17 protein-coding genes are annotated in these 17638 nt (G+C 60.2%); 10 read left to right on the top strand and 7 right to left on the bottom strand.

Annotated elements, in window-relative coordinates; translation table 11 throughout:
* The first annotated feature begins 62 nt into the window (after positions 1–62).
* A complete protein-coding gene (hrpB, locus tag F8N12_RS03350; protein WP_150579162.1) occupies positions 63–2582 on the top strand; it encodes an ATP-dependent helicase HrpB in 2520 nt (839 codons plus the stop codon).
* A 9-nt stretch (positions 2583–2591) separates the two neighbouring features.
* On the opposite strand, the gene F8N12_RS03345 is transcribed toward hrpB, so the two are convergent.
* Together F8N12_RS03345 and F8N12_RS03340 are read right to left on the bottom strand one after the other, a co-directional pair.
* Positions 2592–3671, bottom strand: coding sequence for an endonuclease/exonuclease/phosphatase family protein (locus F8N12_RS03345; RefSeq protein ID WP_150579161.1), 1080 nt, complete (start codon positions 3669–3671; stop codon positions 2592–2594).
* Positions 3672–3788: 117 nt separating this feature from the next.
* Positions 3789–4463 carry a YciC family protein gene (locus F8N12_RS03340; protein ID WP_150579160.1) on the bottom strand — a complete coding sequence of 225 codons (675 nt, stop codon included), beginning with the start codon at positions 4461–4463 and terminating at the stop codon, positions 3789–3791.
* 177 nt (positions 4464–4640) lie between these two features.
* On the opposite strand from F8N12_RS03340, the gene F8N12_RS03335 reads away from it, so the two are divergent.
* From F8N12_RS03335 to F8N12_RS03325, 3 genes are all read left to right on the top strand, one after another.
* Positions 4641–5420 carry a DUF2076 domain-containing protein gene (locus F8N12_RS03335; protein WP_150579159.1) on the top strand — a complete coding sequence of 260 codons (780 nt, stop codon included), beginning with the start codon at positions 4641–4643 and terminating at the stop codon, positions 5418–5420.
* Positions 5421–5556: 136 nt separating this feature from the next.
* Positions 5557–6036, top strand: a complete 480-nt coding sequence (locus F8N12_RS03330; RefSeq protein ID WP_150579158.1) for an NYN domain-containing protein — start codon at positions 5557–5559, stop codon at positions 6034–6036.
* A gap of 22 nt (positions 6037–6058) precedes the next feature.
* Positions 6059–6670: a PolC-type DNA polymerase III gene (locus tag F8N12_RS03325; RefSeq protein WP_150579157.1), complete on the top strand. Its 612-nt coding sequence runs from the start codon at positions 6059–6061 to the stop codon at positions 6668–6670.
* A gap of 146 nt (positions 6671–6816) precedes the next feature.
* Here F8N12_RS03325 and F8N12_RS03320 read toward each other — a convergent pair whose 3' ends face one another.
* Positions 6817–7269, bottom strand: coding sequence for an Lrp/AsnC family transcriptional regulator (locus F8N12_RS03320; RefSeq protein WP_150579156.1), 453 nt, complete (start codon positions 7267–7269; stop codon positions 6817–6819).
* A gap of 162 nt (positions 7270–7431) precedes the next feature.
* Here F8N12_RS03320 and yedA point away from each other — a divergent pair, with 162 nt between their 5' ends.
* Entirely contained in the window at positions 7432–8358 is a 927-nt protein-coding gene (gene yedA, locus F8N12_RS03315; RefSeq protein WP_150579155.1) for a drug/metabolite exporter YedA, read from the top strand.
* A 75-nt stretch (positions 8359–8433) separates the two neighbouring features.
* On the top strand, positions 8434–9768 hold the full coding sequence (locus F8N12_RS03310; RefSeq protein WP_150579154.1) for a DEAD/DEAH box helicase: 1335 nt from the start codon (positions 8434–8436) through the stop codon (positions 9766–9768).
* Positions 9769–9845: 77 nt separating this feature from the next.
* Here F8N12_RS03310 and F8N12_RS03305 read toward each other — a convergent pair whose 3' ends face one another.
* Positions 9846–11093 carry a TIGR03862 family flavoprotein gene (locus F8N12_RS03305; RefSeq protein WP_150579153.1) on the bottom strand — a complete coding sequence of 416 codons (1248 nt, stop codon included), beginning with the start codon at positions 11091–11093 and terminating at the stop codon, positions 9846–9848.
* A gap of 193 nt (positions 11094–11286) precedes the next feature.
* Positions 11287–12207, bottom strand: a complete 921-nt coding sequence (locus F8N12_RS03300) for a histone deacetylase (RefSeq protein ID WP_150579152.1) — start codon at positions 12205–12207, stop codon at positions 11287–11289.
* Positions 12208–12290: 83 nt separating this feature from the next.
* Here F8N12_RS03300 and F8N12_RS03295 point away from each other — a divergent pair, with 83 nt between their 5' ends.
* From F8N12_RS03295 to F8N12_RS03285, 3 genes are all read left to right on the top strand, one after another.
* On the top strand, positions 12291–12860 hold the full coding sequence (locus F8N12_RS03295; RefSeq protein WP_150579151.1) for a GNAT family N-acetyltransferase: 570 nt from the start codon (positions 12291–12293) through the stop codon (positions 12858–12860).
* A gap of 105 nt (positions 12861–12965) precedes the next feature.
* A complete protein-coding gene (tesB, locus tag F8N12_RS03290) occupies positions 12966–13835 on the top strand; it encodes an acyl-CoA thioesterase II (protein ID WP_150579150.1) in 870 nt (289 codons plus the stop codon).
* Positions 13832–14425 carry an HAD family hydrolase gene (locus F8N12_RS03285; protein WP_150579149.1) on the top strand — a complete coding sequence of 198 codons (594 nt, stop codon included), beginning with the start codon at positions 13832–13834 and terminating at the stop codon, positions 14423–14425. The genes tesB and F8N12_RS03285 overlap by 4 nt, the downstream gene beginning before the upstream one ends.
* A gap of 136 nt (positions 14426–14561) precedes the next feature.
* On the opposite strand, the gene F8N12_RS03280 is transcribed toward F8N12_RS03285, so the two are convergent.
* Entirely contained in the window at positions 14562–15521 is a 960-nt protein-coding gene (locus F8N12_RS03280; protein WP_150579148.1) for an alpha/beta hydrolase, read from the bottom strand.
* Positions 15522–16400 carry a neutral zinc metallopeptidase gene (locus F8N12_RS03275; RefSeq protein ID WP_150579147.1) on the bottom strand — a complete coding sequence of 293 codons (879 nt, stop codon included), beginning with the start codon at positions 16398–16400 and terminating at the stop codon, positions 15522–15524.
* Positions 16401–16714: 314 nt separating this feature from the next.
* Between F8N12_RS03275 and F8N12_RS03270 the strand changes: the two genes are divergently transcribed.
* Positions 16715–17593: a DMT family transporter gene (locus tag F8N12_RS03270; RefSeq protein ID WP_028620773.1), complete on the top strand. Its 879-nt coding sequence runs from the start codon at positions 16715–16717 to the stop codon at positions 17591–17593.
* The last annotated feature ends 45 nt before the right edge of the window (positions 17594–17638 follow it).

Raw genomic sequence — 17638 nt, 5'->3', positions numbered from 1 at the left:
TAGGACCGCGACGAACGCCAGGCAGTTCGCCGTTATACTCGCCGCTCTGCTTTGGAGCCAGTATGAATTCGTTGCCAATCGATGATGTTTTGCCCGCCCTGCGTGACGCCTTGGCGATTCGCCACGAAGCCGTGCTTGAAGCACCGCCCGGTGCCGGTAAAACCACCCGCGTGCCATTGGCCTTGTTGAACGAGCCTTGGCTGGCCGGGCAGACCATTCTGATGCTTGAGCCGCGGCGGCTGGCGGCACGGGCGGCGGCGGAGCGTTTGGCCAGCGAATTGGGCGAGAAGGTCGGGGAAACGGTCGGCTACCGCATTCGCCTGGACAGCAAGGTAGGACCCGGCACGCGGATCGAAGTGGTCACCGAAGGCATTCTTACCCGCCGCCTCCAGGATGATCCGGCGCTGGATGGCGTCGGTTTACTGATCTTCGACGAATTCCACGAGCGCAGTCTCGACGCAGACCTGGCATTGGCGCTGAGCTTGAACGGCCGCGAGTTGTTCCGCGACGATCAGCCGCTGAAGATCCTGTTGATGTCGGCCACGCTGGAAGGCGAACGTCTCGCCGGGCTGCTGGATGATGCGCCGATCCTGCGCAGCGAAGGGCGTATGTACCCGGTCGAGATGCGCTGGGGCCGGCCATTCCAGCCCGGCGAGTTCATCGAGCCGCGCGTGGTGCAGACCATTCTCGACGCGTTGAATGATGAAGCCGGTAGCCTGCTGGTATTTCTGCCCGGGCAAGCCGAAATCCGCCGCGTGCATCAGCAAGTCGCTGAGGCGTTGGGCGACGGCACGCAGGTGTTGTTGTGCCCATTGCACGGTGAACTGGATCTCGCTGCGCAACGCGCCGCCATCGATCCTGCACCGGCAGGCAAGCGCAAAGTGGTGCTGGCGACCAACATCGCCGAGACCAGCCTGACCATCAATGGCGTGCGCGTGGTGATCGACGCCGGACTCGCGCGAGTACCGCGTTTCGACCCAGGCAGCGGCATGACCCGCCTCGATACCCAGCGCATCTCCAAGGCCAGCGCCACGCAACGCGCCGGTCGGGCAGGGCGGTTGGAGCCAGGCGTGTGTTATCGCCTGTGGTCGCAGGATCAGCACGAACAACTGGCCGCGTATGCGAGTGCGGAAATCCTCTCGGCGGATCTCGCCGGGCTCGCTCTGCAGTTAGGTCGCTGGGGCGTGACGCCGGGGCAACTGGTGTGGCTGGATGTTCCGCCGACGGCGGCGTATGCACAGGCGCAGGATTTGCTGGATCGACTCGGCGCGCTCGACGGTGATGCGCTGACCCGTCACGGTCAGGCGATGGCTGAACTGCCGGCGCACCCGCGCATTGCCCATTTGCTGTTGCGTGGGCAGACATTGGGTCTGGCGCAGATGGCCTGCGACGTCGCAGCACTGCTTGGTGAGCGCGATATCTTGCGCGGTGCTGGCGCCGATCTGCACAGCCGCCTGGTGCTGTTGTCGGGCGAGGAACGTGCCGCGCGCGGTGCCCAAGGTGGCGTACAGCGAGCCCGGCAACTGGCGCGGCAGTATCGCGGTTATCTGCGCGGCAAAGCGACGTCGCCCGTCAGCGATCCTGATCATCCGCGCTGGCTTGGCGCATTGCTGGCCTTGGCCTACCCGGATCGTGTCGCCCAGCAAAGGCGGGCCGGCGGTGCAGAATATCGGTTGGCCAACGGGCGTGCGGCGTTGTTCGCCGAGGCTGACAGTTTGATGAAGCAAGCATGGCTGGTGATCGCCGATCTTGGCAGTCGCCAGGGCCAGCGTGAAGAGCGAATTTACCTGGCGGCGGACTTCGATCCGGCGCTATTCGACTCGGTGCTGTCCGAGCAGGTGAGGGTGGTCGATCAACTGGACTGGGACGAGCGCGAAGGCGTGCTGCGCGCCGAGCGTCAGCGCAAGGTCGGGGAATTGATCCTTAGCCGCGAGCCGCTAACCGGGCTCGACGAAAGTGCGCGCAGTCAGGCCCTGGTCAATCTGGTACGCCGCAAAGGTCTGGAATTATTGCCGTGGACGCCGGAGCTGCGTCAGTGGCAGGCGCGAGTCGCCTTGCTGCGCCAGTTGGACCTTGCCAGCAAGGGCGAAAGTGAGTGGCCGGATGTCAGTGACGTCGCGCTGCTGAAAAGCCTTGAACATTGGCTGATGCCGTATCTGGGCAAAGTCTCGCGGCTCAGTCATTTCGGCAATCTCGACCTGTCGAGCATCATCCGTAATTTGCTGCCCTGGCCGCTACCGCAGCGGCTGGACGAGTTGGCGCCGCAGCACCTGAGCGTGCCGTCTGGTTCTTCGATCCGTCTGGATTACAGCGAACAGCCGCCGATTCTCGCGGTGCGCTTGCAAGAGTTGTTTGGCCTGGCCGAGACGCCACGGGTTGCCGGTGGTCGGCAAGTGGTGAAGCTGCATCTGCTCTCGCCTGCGCGCCGGCCGGTGCAGGTGACTCAAGATTTAGCGAACTTCTGGCGCAGTACTTATGCCGAGGTGAAGAAGGATTTGAAGGGGCGCTATCCGAAACATTACTGGCCGGATGACCCGCTGGTGGCCGAAGCAACTGCGCGGATCAAACCTCGCAAGGCTTAGCGGCCGACCTTACGGTGCCGCCGGCAGCAAAAACCGCGCAATCACCGGCAAGTGATCGGAGATGCGCAAGGTATCGTCCTGCCGCACCATCGCTTCGACCCGTTTCATCCGTGGACTGTAGAACAGATAGTCCACCGTGCGATCCGGGCCGTTCAGCCCCGGGTCATTGGGGTAATGGGTTAGCCACTGCGCGCGGTCGACACCACTGGCTTCGTTGTTGGTCGGAATCATCGGGTATTTGTCCCACAGCACATGCAAAGGGCTGTCGGCGGAATATGGTGAGCGTTGTTCGTCAGACAGGCGTCGGTACTGGCTCAGCGGCAGTAGATTAAAGTCACCACCGATCAACCACGGCGTACCGCGACTTTCAAACTTATCGAGGACTTTGGCGGTGGCTGTCACCTGCGCCTGCAGCGTGCCGTCCGGTTGGCTGGCGCGTTCAAGGTGCGTGTTGACCACGGCCATCTGCCCGCCGTTGCCGAACGGCAGATAGGCGACCAGCAGGGCATTTTTCGGCTCGAACTGGCGGCGGATGAAGTCGACCGGCGCCGTTGGCAGTTGCAGGCGTTCAGCGTGGTCGATCCGATAGCGGCTGAGGGTCGCCAACTGCCGGCCAACGCTGCCGAAAATATGCGGTTCCGGCACGAATTCGGCTTTCCAGTCGAACGCGCTGGTGCTGCACGGATACAGGTCTGCAACCCGCTCCTGGAGTAATTTGAGCTGATGCTGGTAGTCGCTGGCCTTTGCGCCGTCGTCGAGTTCCTGCAACAGCACGATGTCTGGCTGCTCATCACGGATCACCCGCGCCACTTCATCCAGGCTGAAGGCCATGTCGGCGGGCGTAGGGTTTTCGTCAGTGCCGGCGGCCAGGTCATTCCAGAACACATAACGTTTGCCCGCCAGGTATTGCACGTTCCACGTCATCACCTTCAACGCCTGACCGGCCACCAGAGTGGGCGCCTGAGCATTGCAACTGACCGGCGCGGTTTCCCTGGCCTCCGGGCGCCAGGTGAGGTTGTAGGTCAGCAGGCCGGTCAGGCTGATGGCAATCAGCAAGCCCAGCAGGGTGTAGCGCAGCAGACGGGTCATGGCTCGGCTTATGGCGTTACAAAAGATGGACCGAGGATAACCGAGCCTAAACAGCCTGCCCATCAATTAGCTTCACACCCCCCCTGTAGCAGCTGCCGAAGGCTGCGTCCGCGGCGGTCAAAGCGGCCGATCGATCTTTTCCGGTACGTCACTGATCAGCATGAACAGGCGGAACAACACCACGCTGGTGAACAGTTGCAGAAAACTCTGGGCACTGTCGATCAGCAACGCAATAACCGCGTTTTGCGGCTCCGGATAAACCGTCAACGTCGCGCCCTTGAGCAGCCACAACGGGCCCATGACGCAAAGAATACACACCAGGATGCGCAGAAAATTACCCCGGGTCAGGCGCAGGCTTTCCTTCATCGCCGCCAGTGGCGCCATGCCGCGCAGCACCAGCAGATACTCGCCGAACGCCAGCGTCACCATCAGCCAGATGCCCGGCAAAAAATACAGCGACAGACCGATCAGGATCAGCAGCGTATTCAGCGCCGTCAGCAGAGCGAAGCGCGGCCACAGGGTAGCGGACATCGCCAGCAAATCCCGGTTGCGCGGTGTCTCGCCACGGCTGCGCGCATCCAGAAAGAGGATCAGCGCGGCGGTGTACAGCGGGTACACCAGCAGGCCGACAATGACACTGATGCCGGGAAAACTGTCCGGCTCGGTGGACTGGTCGACCACTTGCTGCAGCAGCGCTTCAACGATCACCAGCGGCAGGCACAGCTGCACGATCTGGCCCAGATTGCGTTTGAAGAAATACAGAGAGTCACGCAGTACGTCGAAGGGATTCATCGGTCGGTATCGCACATCACATTGGGTGACTCACTGTAACCGAAGATATGCCGCCCCGAGCAAACGTAAACGTTCGGTAAAGGCCATTGAAACATTCTGTATCAGCCCCATTACTGATGGGCGCCTTATCCCCAGTGGACGAAGGTGATGATTTTCCCGGCAATCTACGAGGTCGCCATGAACAGCGAAGAACAAACCCTGATCGATGGACTGTTTTCCCGGCTGCAACAGGCCGAAATGGATTCGGCCCCACGCGACGCCCAGGCCGAAGCCCGGATCAAGGAACACATGACTCGCCAGCCTGCGGCGGGCTATTTCATGACCCAGACGGTGCTGGTGCAAGAGGCCGCAATCAAAAGCCTCGATGAGCAGAACAAGCAGCTGACCCGGCAAGTTCAGCAGTTGCAGGCCGAGCTGCACTCGGCCAATACGCAATCGACCAAAGCACAATCGCCGGCTCCTGGCAGCGGTGGCTTTTTATCGAGCATCTTTGGCGGCGGTTCGCGTGATCCGCAGCCTGCGTCGACGCAGAGTGCACCGCCAACCCATAGCGGCTGGCGTGAACCGGGTCGACCTTCGTTCAACAGTCAGCCAGCGCAGCAGAACTTTGGTGCTGCACCGCCTCCGCAAAACTACGGCCAACAAAACCCGGCGCAGCAACCACCGGCCGGCGGCAGTTTCATGGGCGGCGCGTTGAGGACCGCTGCCGGCGTGGCCGGTGGGGTGATGCTGGCTCAGGGCATCAGCAGCCTGTTCCATCACAATCAGCAGCCGGAAGTGGTCGAAGTGATCAAGGAAGAGCCGGCGCAGGTCAACGACCAGACTGACGGCGGCAACGGTTGGGGCGATGACCCGCGGGTGGCCGACAACGCAGGCGATCAAGGCGGGTTTACCGACGCCGATTACAGCGATGACAGCTCATCGTTCTTTGGCGGCGACGACGATTCATTCGTCTGACGCACCATTCGTCCGGAGCACTGCGGCGCTCCGGACCGATTATTCGCGGAACATTCCCACAGGCTGGCATACTGGGCGACTTTTCGGGCCTGGTGCCTGATCCTGCCCGCGCGACCGTGCGCAATGAGGACTTCCGGTGAAAAAAATTGCAGTGTTCGCCGATGTGCAAAACCTCTATTACACCGTGCGTCAGGCCTATGGGTGCCACTTCAACTATGCCGCTTTGTGGGCAGACATCAGCAAGCAAGGGCAGATCGTCGAAGCGTATGCCTATGCCATCGATCGTGGCGACAGCAAACAGCAGCAGTTCCAGCAGATCCTGCGCAATCTCGGCTTTACCGTGAAGCTAAAGCCTTACATTCAGCGCAGCGATGGTTCGGCCAAAGGTGACTGGGACGTGGGCATCACCCTCGATATCATGGACGCGGCCGATCACGTCGACGAAGTGGTTCTGGCTTCCGGCGACGGTGATTTCGACATGCTGCTGGAGCGCATCATCACCAAGCACGGGGTGCAAGCGGTGGCGTATGGCGTGCCGGGCCTGACCGCCAATTCGCTGATCCGCGCGGCCACTCGCTATGTGCCGATCGAAGGCGCTTTGCTGCTCAAGAATTGATTTTTACGGAGTTGAAACAGGTTTGGAACGCATAGCAGTCATCGACTTTGAAACCACCGGGATCTCCCCGAGCAGCAGCTGCCGGGCCACGGAAATTGCCGTGGTGATCCTCGAACAGGGCCGCATCGTCGAGCGTTACCAGAGCCTGATGAACGCGGGCGTGCGCGTACCGGCCTTCATCGAACAACTCACCGGCATCAGCAACGCCATGCTGCGCACCGCGCCACCGGCAGAGCGCGTGATGAACGAGGTCAACGAGTTCGTCGGCTGCACGCCGTTGCTCGCGCACAATGCTGCGTTCGACCAGAAGTTCTGGGACTTTGAGTTGGGCCGGATCAAGCGTACGCGATTGCAGAATTTTGCCTGCTCGCTGCTGCTGGCCCGGCGACTGATGCCGGCGGCGCCGAACCACAAACTCGGTACCTTGACGACCTTCGCGCAATTGCCCCACACCGGCAAGGCTCACCGGGCCATGGCCGATGCGGAAATGGCCGCCAACCTGACGGCGCACCTGGCGCAGGAATTACGACAGACGCACGGCTTGCGGGAGTTATCGCATGATCTCCTGGTGAGCCTGCAGAAGGTTCCGGCAGCGAAGATCACTGATCATCTGAAGCGACATCGCGGTTTCTGAAAACACCACGATTACCCGTGTAGGAGCTGTCGAGTGAAACGAGGCTGCGATCTTTTGACGTTTGTTTTTCAAGGACAAGATCAAAGATCGCAGCCTCGTTTCACTCGACAGCTCCTACAGGGTCCCCTATAGCTTCCTCGGGAAAACTATTTCCCATTGCCTTCCAGCTGCCCCAACGGCACGCGCTTTTCTATCGCGCTCGACAACACAATCGATGTCTTGCTAAAGCCGAACTTGGCGATCCGGTTGATCAACGCCTCCAGCTCCGGCATCGAACCTACCGCCGCCTGCATGATCACGCATGGATCGCCGGTAACCCGATGGCACTCGGTCAATTGCGGGATTTTTATCAGCTCGTCATAAGTTTTCTGATTGCCGTGCTGGTTCAGGCGCAGCTCGATAACGCATTGAATCGGCAAGCCCAGCTTGGCCATGTCAACTTTCGCCTGATACCCGGTGATCACCCCGCACGCTTCGAGTTTGGCGACGCGTTCGGCCACGGCCGGGGCGGACAGGTTCACCTTGCGCGCGAGGTCGGCGTAGGACGCACGACCGTTTTCCAGCAGGGCGCCGAGGAGCATGCGGTCGTATTTATCCATGGTCGACTTCCTGAAAATGGCTGACTTTCGAAAACACGGCTTATAGCTGTGAACTCCGTGATTTGAAAAGTGTACGGGCGCTATAAACAGGTTTTGTAACTTATTTTTCGCAGTTGGCCTTTTTAGAATAGTCGTTCAATTGTCCTGCCTGCGAGCTTCCCCATGCCTGGCCCACGTCGCTTTCCCTTGCCGCTGATCGCGACCTTTTTTGCGCTGTACGTGATTTGGGGCTCGACCTACCTGGTGATCCGCATCGGCGTGGAATATTGGCCGCCGTTGCTGCTCGCGGGTGTCCGCTTCGTGATCGCCGGGACCTTGATGTACGCCTTCCTGCGCTGGCGCGGTGCTCCGGCGCCGACGTGGGCGCAGTGGAAAGCGGCGGGGATCATCGGGATTTTGCTGCTGACGTGCGGCAACGGTGCGGTAAGTGTCGCTGAACACACCGGCGTGGCCTCCGGTGTCGCGGCATTGGCGGTGGCGACGGTGCCGTTGTTTACCTTGCTCTTCGGCTATTTCTGGGGCGCGCGCAATACCCGTCTTGAATGGGCCGGGATTGCGCTTGGGCTGATCGGCATTGGCATGCTCAACCTCGGCTCCAATTTGCAGTCGAGTCCGCTGGGCGCAGCCTTGCTGATATTTGCCGCTGCGGCGTGGGCGTTTGGCTCGGTGTGGAGCAAACACTTGCCGTTGCCGCAGGGCGCGATGGCCAGTGCCGTGGAAATGCTGGTCGGCGGTGTGGCGCTGTTGATGGGCAGTGCACTGAGCGGGGAGCACATGGAGACGCTGCCACCGATCGAGGGCTGGGCAGCGCTGGCTTATCTGACCTTTTTCGGTTCGATCATTGCCTTCAACGCCTATATGTACCTGCTGAAAAACGTGCGTCCGGCGGCGGCCACCAGTTATGCCTACGTCAATCCGGCTGTCGCCGTATTGCTGGGGATTGTATTTGTCGGCGAAACGATCGGAATAGAGGAAGCATTGGCGATGCTGGTGATCATCAGCGCCGTGGTCTTGATCGGCTTGCCGCAATGGCGTCGCCCCGCGCAAAAAACGGCAGCTGTGGTGTCGACAGAATCGAGCTTGAATTAGGGTAAACTGCGCGGCATTGCACACTTGTTTGCGCCCACTTGTGGCGCCCGCGCTGAATTTTCCTACGGTAATCCCATGACTTTCGCCACCCTTGGCCTGATCGAACCCTTGCTGCGCTCCCTCGAGACGCTCGGCTACCAGACCCCGACCCCGGTTCAGGCGCAAGCCATTCCAGCGGTGCTGGCCGGTCGCGACTTGATGGCCGCGGCCCAGACCGGCACCGGCAAGACTGCCGGTTTTGCCCTGCCGCTCCTGCAGTTGCTGGCCATGGAAGGGCCGACAGTGGCCTCCAACTCAGTGCGAGCATTGATCCTGGTGCCAACCCGCGAACTGGCCGAGCAGGTTCACGAAGCCGTTCGCCAATACGCCGAGAACCTGCCGCTGAGCACGTACGCGGTGTACGGCGGCGTCAGCATCAACCCGCAGATGATGAAACTGCGCAAAGGTGTTGACGTGCTGGTGGCAACTCCGGGGCGTTTGCTCGACCTGTATCGCCAGAAGGCTCTCAAGTTCAATCAGCTGCAGACCCTGATTCTTGATGAAGCCGACCGCATGCTCGACCTGGGTTTTTCCGAGGAGTTGGGAAACATTTACCGCGTGCTGCCCAAGCAGCGCCAGACGCTGCTGTTCTCCGCGACGTTCTCTGACGCGATCCGTTTGCTGGCCGGGCAAATGCTCAACGATCCGCTGAGCATCGAAGTCAGCCCGCGCAATGTCGCCGCCAGCACCGTCAAGCAATGGGTTGTGGTGGTGGACAAGAAGCGTAAGCCGGAGCTGTTCATTCATCTGCTGCGCAAGGGCAAGTGGAAACAGGTGCTGGTGTTTGCCAAGACTCGTAACGGTGTCGACGCGCTGGTGGAAAAACTGCAGGGCCTGGGCGTTAACGCCGATGGCATACACGGTGACAAACCGCAGGCGACCCGTCAGCGCGCGCTGGACCGCTTCAAGGCCAGTGAAGTGCAGATACTGGTGGCGACCGACGTCGCGGCTCGTGGTCTGGATATCGAAGATTTGCCGTTGGTGGTGAATTTCGATCTGCCGATTGTCGCGGAAGACTACATCCACCGCATCGGCCGTACGGGCCGAGCGGGTGCGACCGGGCAAGCCATTTCGCTGGTGTGCGCAGATGAGGTGAATTTGCTGTCTGCCATCGAGACGTTGACCCGTCAGACGTTGTCCCGGCAGATGGAGCATGACTTCGAGCCCGAGCACCGTGTACCGGATACCGACGCCAGCGGTCAGGTGGTGAAGAAGCCGAAGAAACCCAAGAAGCCGAAAACCTCGGGTGGCGGTAAGCGCAATCTGGGCAAGTGGGTGGAGAGTGGTGACGCTTCGGCGCCGGAACCTTCGATCAAGCCTGTGCGCAAAGTGCCGGTGTTTAATACTGGCCCGCGCAAGAAAAAACCTTGAAAGCAGCTGTAAGTTACAAGCTGCAAGCGGCAAGTTAGATGCGGTTCGCTTGTGGCTTGTGGCTTGTGGCTTGTGGCTTAGAGCTTGCCGCTGCTCCTCATCCACTCCACCATCCCCATCCCCGCCGCCCGCCCACTGGCGAAACACGCCGTCAGCAGATAGCCGCCGGTCGGCGCTTCCCAATCCAGCATTTCCCCTGCGCAGAACACGCCGGGCAGTTGCTTGAGCATCAAACGCTCATCCATCGACTCGAACAACACACCGCCGGCGCTGCTGATGGCTTCGTCCAGCGGGCGAGTCTTCACTACCGTCAGAGGCAGTGCCTTGATTGCCCGAGCCAGCAACGCCGGATCGGCGAAGCTCTCTGCCGGCGTCAGTTCTCGCAGCAAAGCCGCTTTTACGCCATCAATCCCCAGCTGACTGTGCAAGTGTTTGGACATCGAGCGCGACCCGCGCCGCTTGCTTAAAGCCTTCTCGATTTTATCCACAGGCCGGCCGGGCAGCAGATCAATGTGGATTGTCGCGTTGCCATGCGCATTGATGGCTTCACGAATCGGTGCCGACAGGGCGTAGATCAAGCTGCCTTCAACTCCGGTCGCCGTGACCACGCATTCCCCCAGCCGAGGAATATCGTCATTAAGACCGATCGCAATATTTTTCAGCGGTGCGCCAGCAAATTTGCTGACCATCAATTCGCTCCAGGCCTGCACCTCGAAGCCACAATTGCTCGGTTGCAGCGGCGCCAGTCCGACACCCCGGTTCTCCAAGGCCAGCATCCATGCACCGTCCGAACCGAGGCGCGACCAGCTACCACCACCGAGGGCCAGCAACGTTGCATCCGGCGTCAGGGTTTTGTGACCTTCCGGGCTCGATAGATCAAGACTGCCATCGGTGTTCCAGCCCAGCCAACGATGCCGGGTGTGGATAACTACGCCGTTGTCGCGCAAGCGCTTGAGCCAGGCACGCAATAGCGGCGCGGCTTTCATGTCAGTAGGAAACACCCGGCCGGAACTGCCAATAAAGGTTTCGATACCCAGCTCATGAATCCATTGGCACAGTGCGTCGGCGCCGAATGAACTAAGCAGCGGGGCAATCTGCGGAGCGCGTTCGGCATAGCGCGAGAGAAATGCGGGGTAGGCTTCGGAGTGAGTGATGTTCATGCCGCCAACGCCGGCGAGCAGAAATTTACGCCCGACTGAAGGCATGCCGTCGTACAGATCGACCTTGATCCCGGCCTGGCTCAATACTTCAGCGGCCATCAGGCCAGCAGGGCCGCCGCCGATAATGGCGACGTGAGGGGGAAGGTAGGTCGAGGGCTGAGTCATGGGAGGCGCTTTGGTCTGACGGAATCAAGTCGCGCATTCTAGCAGCCGGAATCCTTGGGGGAGAGTGGAGTGATGTGGGCCTGGTTAAAATATGATCACATCTTTGAAGCCCATACTGCGCATGGCGTGCAGCCGCTTCCACTCAGGTTATCCACAGGCAGTTCCACAGCGATTGTGCATAACGACTCACGGCTCAATGACAACCTGATGAATCCCACACCCTTTGCGCGCTGTGATGAAGGATGCCATGCCGCCGCGCCAGCGCTTTGCGGTCCTTGCTGTAACCGCCACCAATCACCCCGACCAGCGGAATATCCCGACCAAGACAATGGCGCATCACGCTTTCATCACGTGCCGCCACACCTTCGTCTGTCAGCTTCAGGTAACCGAGCGCGTCATCCTTATGCACATCGACACCGGCGTCGTACAACACCAGGTCCGGCTGATAGAGCGGCAATAAATAATTGAGCGCGTCGTCGACGACCTTCAGGTAATCGGCATCGCCCATCCCAATCGGCAAGGGAATGTCCCAGTCACTGTCGGCCTTGCGTGCAGGAAAATTCTTTTCGCAATGCAAGGAAACGGTCACTGCCTCCGGCGTGTTGTGCAGGATTCTCGCCGTGCCGTCGCCCTGATGCACATCGCAATCGAAAATCAGCACCCGATTCACCCGGCCGCTCTCCAGCAGGAAATGGCTGATCACCGCAAGGTCATTGAAGATGCAAAAACCTGCGGGATGATCGTAATGCGCATGATGCGTGCCGCCGGCCAGATGACAGGCCAGGCCATGCTCCATCGCCTGCTCTGCCGCCAGTAGCGAACCGCCGACCGCCCGCACCGTTCTTCGCGCCAGCGCTTCGCTCCAGGGCAGGCCGAGACGCCGCTGGTCTTCGCGAGACAACTCGCCGCTCATGTAGCGTTCGATATACGCAGGGTCATGAGCAAGGGCGAGAATCTCAGGCGGGCACAGTTGCGGACGCAGCAGATCGGCGTCGCAGGTCAGGCCGCTGTCCACCAGGTGATCGCGCAGCAAGCGAAACTTATCCATGGGGAAGCGGTGGTCGGCCGGGAATTCGGGGCTGTAGTCTTCGTGGTAGATCAGCGGCAATGGCATGTTTTTTATAGGGGGCAGCGGGTAGGAATGAGTGAAAGATCCTACCAGCGATCTAGACTTGTGACATGGATAGGGGAGGGGTAATGGAGCCGATACTGCAACTCGAAAGTGCGCGATTGTTATTGCGCCAGTGGCGTGACGAAGATTTGCCGACGTTTGCCGCGATGTGCGCCGATCCGCAAGTCATGCGTTATTTTCCCGCACCGTTGAGTCGCCTGGAAAGCGCTTCGCTGATCGGTCGCGTGCGCGGCCATTTTGCCGAGCATGGTTTTGGCCTGTGGGCACTGGAGCGCAAGGACACCGGTGCCTTCATCGGTTTCACCGGGTTGGGTGTGGTCGGTTTCAACGCGCCCTTCACCCCGGCCATCGAAATCGGCTGGCGCCTGGCCCGCGAACACTGGGGCCTCGGTTATGCCAGTGAGGCGGCGTGGACCGCTTTGCGCTGCGGGTTTGATCGCATGGCGCTGGAAGAAGTGGTGTCGTTCACCGCGCAAACCAATCTGCCCTCGGAGAAAGTCATGCAGGCGATCGGCATGCACCGCGACCCGGCCGACGACTTCGAGCACCCTAAGTTACCGACCGATCACCCCCTGCGTCATCACATTCTTTATCGCATCAGTCGTGAGCAATGGCTGCAAACCTTGCATGGCTAAGCGTGCGCGGACGTTTACAATGGCGCCCATATGGCCACGGCCAGAAACCGAATCGACCGCCGCAGCCAAGACTGCGCGGCACTGCGTTGTGTGAGGAGAGTCTGAATGAGCCAAGTGTTGGATGATCTGGTCGACCTGCTGACCCTGGAACCGATCGAAGAAAACCTGTTCCGCGGGCGCAGCCAGGACTTGGGCTTCCGCCAATTGTTCGGCGGCCAGGTCGTTGGTCAGTCGTTGTCGGCCGCCAGTCAGACCGTGGAAGAAGCGCGTCATGTGCATTCCATGCACGGGTATTTTTTGCGTCCGGGCGATTCCGCGTTGCCCGTGGTGTATCAGGTTGACCGGGTGCGCGATGGTGGCAGCTTCAGCACACGTCGGGTAACGGCGATTCAGAAAGGCCAGCCGATTTTCACCTGCAGTGCCTCGTTCCAATACGACGAAAAAGGCTTTGAGCATCAGGCGGAAATGCCAACGGTGGTCGGCCCGGAAAATCTTCCGTCGGAACTGGAGCTCACTCAACAGCGTGCGCACTTGATTCCCGAGCATATGCGGGAAAAGTTTCTCTGCCCCAAGCCAATCGAATTCCGCCCGGTCACCGAGAAAGATCCGTACAACCCGCAGCCGTCAGATCCGGTCAAGTACGTCTGGTTCCGCGCCGACGGCGCCTTGGCCGATACTCCCGCACTGCATAAATACCTGATGGCTTACGCCTCGGATTTCGGTCTATTGACCACGTCGATGCAACCGCATGGCAAGTCGGTGTGGCAGAAAGATATGCAGGTCGCCAGCCTTGATCATTCGCTGTGGTTCCATGCGGATCTGCGTGCCGATGACTGGTTGCTCTATGCGATGGACAGCCCGTGGGCCGGCAACTCCCGGGGATTTACCCGTGGCAGCGTGTTCAATCGCGCCGGGCAACTGGTTGCCTCCGTGACCCAGGAAGGCCTGATTCGTCATCGCGAGGATTGGGCATGAGTCTGGCCGATGTGCGGCATTGGGTGTTCGACATGGACGGCACCCTCACCGTTGCCGTGCACGACTTCGCGGCAATTCGGGTGGCATTGGCGATCCCTGCCGAGGACGACATCCTGACCCATCTCGCGGCGTTGCCCGCTGAAGAGGCAGCCGCCAAACATGCCTGGTTGCTGGAGCACGAGCGTGACCTGGCACTGGGTTCAAAACCGGCGTCCGGTGCTGTGGAACTGGTGCGTGAACTGGCCGGGCGGGGCTACCGTTTGGGAATTTTGACCCGCAATGCCCGTGAGCTGGCGCACGTCACCCTGGAGGCGATCGGCCTGGCGGACTGTTTCGCAGTCGAGGATGTACTGGGTCGCGACGAAGCTCCGCCGAAGCCGCACCCGGGCGGATTGCTGAAGCTGGCTGAAGCCTGGAATGTGCCGACGAATGAGATGGTAATGGTCGGCGATTACCGCTTTGATCTGGATTGCGGCCGGGCGGCGGGGGCGCGGACGGTGCTGGTCAACCTGCCGGATAATCCGTGGCCGGAGCTGACGGATTGGCATGCGGTGGATTGTATTCAGCTGAGGCAGATGCTCTTGGCCTGAGACAATCATGGGCTGGCGCCTTCGCGAGCAGGCTCGCTCCCACATTGGGTCTTCAGCAGTCGCAGATTGCGCGTCTAATCCAGAACCTTGTGGGAGCGAGCCTGCTCGCGATAGCGTCAGCTCAGCCACCAAAAACTCACTGCCCGAATATAACTTTCCGCCCCTCGGGCGAGTTAAACATCCCATCCCCATCATGCCCAACCCCGGGCACTTCGATCATCTGCTGCCCAAACCCTTGCGGATAAAGCCGCGTCAAATACCCAAAATAATTGCGCCCCCGAACCAATCGGTTCGGACCCTGGGCCGTTGCTTCGCAACGCTTGTCCAGGGCCGGATGATCGGGATCGTTGTCCAGTTGACCCAGCAGGTAAACGATATCTCGCTGTGCGTACTTTTCCTCCAACTGCTCGGGCGTTTGTCCTTCGGCATAGGCGGGCAAATCTGACAGCCCGTACTTCCAGCGATTGTAATCCGGGCAGCCGGCGTGACTGAACGCCACAGGGCGACGTTCATCGAAGTACGCATAAGAAGAAGAGTTGGCGATCACGTAGCGGATATGCACTCCGGCAGCCTCAAGCTCTGGCTGATTGTGGCTAAGCAATGCATACCGCTGCACCACCTGAGCACCACCGGAATGCCCGGCGATGACTATTTGCTTTACATCGGGAAACTGTCGACGATCGCCCAGGCGCGCAATAATTTCGTCGAGTGCGGCGTAGGAACTCAGCGCAAATGGCGCGGAGGACATGCCTCCAGCCATCCATTCATTGCCTTGCCAGCGCAACACCGTGTCAGCCACAGGGTGGCGTGCAACATCGGTTTCATTTAGAAATTGCGGGGCGATCACTAAGGTATTGGCACTTTGCCCAGCCTGTTCGGCAGCGCGTTCGGCACTTTGGCGATAGGTCTCGGCATTGCGCAGTCGTCCGTGAATAATCACCAGCACGCGCTCGATGCTGGTCGGCGCCGGGCTGATGCTCACGACCATTTCGCCGGATTTCAACAGCAAGCGCCCGGGGCTGATCTGATCAACCCCCTGCTCGGCGGCCTGCGTCGTCGAGCACACGCACAGCAACATCAACAGCCACTTGGTCATTTACAGATTTTTCGCCGCAAAGGTATCGCACTGGCCGACCTGGCCTTGCGCAAATCCGGTTTTGAACCAGCGCACCCTTTGCGCCGATGTGCCATGGGTGAAAGAGTCCGGCACGACGCGGCCCTGACCCTGCTGTTGCAAGCGATCGTCGCCAATGGCGTTCGCGGCGTTCAGCGCTTCCTCAATATCACCGGGCTCCAGCCAGTTCAAACGCTGTTGTGCGTTGTGCGCCCAGACACCGGCCAGGCAATCGGCCTGTAGTTCTTGACGCACCAACAAGCCACCGTCGCCTTCCATCTGCCGGCCTTGCTGACGCGCTGCCTGGATTTTCGCCGAGACGCCGAGCAAAGTCTGCACGTGGTGTCCGACTTCGTGCGCGATCACGTAGGCCTGAGCGAAGTCGCCCGCGGCCGAAAAGCGCTGGGACATCTCCTGGAAAAAGCTCGTGTCCAGATAGACTTTCTGATCTGCCGGGCAGTAGAACGGGCCGGTCGCTGAAGTCGCCAGACCACAGGCCGAATTGACTCGACCGCTGAACATCACCAGGGTCGGATCTTTGTACTGGCGTCCAGCCTGTTGGAAAATCTGGCCCCAGGTGTCCTCGGTATCGCCGAGGATGGAGCGGACGAATTCGGCCCCTTCGTCATTGGCCGGAGGTGCCTGGCGTGTCTGCGTCGAAGTCGGTGCGGATTGTTCCCCGGTGAGCTGCCCCAGGATCTGCATCGGGTCCTGCCCGGTGATCAAGCCGAAGCCGACGATCAGAACGATCGCTGTCAGGCTCAGACCTTTCCCACCACCAAAGCGCATTCCTCCACCGCCACCACCCTCACCCCGGGCGTCAACTACGTTGTCGCTGCGCCGGCCTTTTTTCCATAGCATGTGGGAATCCTCTGATTATCCGTGGGATGAGTGTTGCTGGTGTGCAGGTGCAGCGCCAGTCCGGTCGTCCGGCTTTTTTTTGCCGCGTTGTCGAGCATTGCTGCAGGTTCGCGGCGGATGCTGACTGGTATTGAACGCGGATATCGCCTTGAATTCCGTTGGCAGAAATGTTTTGTGCCGCAACTGTAAAACGTCGACGGGTTTGCACCGCAACCGCATAGACCGCAGAATCAGGGCGCGCATGAATGCGTGGACGCGGACCGCGCGGCACTTCGCTGGCTGCGAAGCGTTTGATCAAGACTCAAGGGAAGCTTATGACCCTCAGCACTCCGCTCTCTGGCGTAAACAAACCCTTCAAAGGGATTTTGCTGATCGTTGTCGCAACCTTCCTGTTTTCCAGCCACGACGCTTTTTCCAAATACCTGTCGGGTTTCTATCCGATTGTCATGGTGGTCTGGGCGCGTTATGTGGTTCACACCTTGCTGATGGCCGGGATCTTCCTTCCGCAATCCGGCTTGCGCGTGCTGCGCACCAAGCGGCCGATGCTGCAGCTAGTGAGGGCGTTATGCCTGCTGGGCACCAGTCTGTTTTTCACCACCGGCCTGCAATACATCCCGTTGGCCGAAGCCACCGCGGTCAACTTCCTTGCGCCGGTTCTGGTGACCGCATTGTCGGTTCCACTGCTGCGTGAGCATGTCACCCGTGGCCAATGGATTGCGGTGATTTGCGGCTTTATCGGCGTATTGATCATTGTCCATCCCGGCGGAGAGCTGTTCACCCCGGCGATCCTGTTGCCACTGTGCTCGGCGCTGTTTTTCTGCTTCTACCAGTTGCTCACACGCAAGCTCAGCGCGATCGACAGCCCGACCACCAGTAATTTTTTCGCCGGCCTGTGCAACACGCTAGTGATGAGCGCGCTGGTGCCGTTCTTCTGGCAGGTGCCGACGCTGGGTCACGGTTTCATGATGGTGGCGCTCGGAGCGTGCGGCATGACCGCGCACTTGTTCCTCACCCAGGCGTTCCGACATGCGGCGCCGGCATTGCTGGCACCGTTCGGCTATTGCCAGATTATCTTTGCCGGTTTGCTCGGGTGGATGCTGTTCGCGCACACGCCGACGTTGACCACCGTGATCGGTATTTCGGTGATTTGCTGCAGCGGACTGGCCGCAGCCTGGCAACAGAGTCGACGCTGACAAGAAAAAGCAGGCCTGAATTCAGGCCTGCAAGGGGAAGGGCAT

This window comes from Pseudomonas fluorescens, assembly GCF_902497625.1.
In the GTDB taxonomy this organism is placed as follows: domain Bacteria; phylum Pseudomonadota; class Gammaproteobacteria; order Pseudomonadales; family Pseudomonadaceae; genus Aquipseudomonas; species Aquipseudomonas fluorescens_BQ.
Note: the sequence above shows the minus strand (reverse complement) of the source record. Positions and strands in the feature narration are given on the sequence as shown.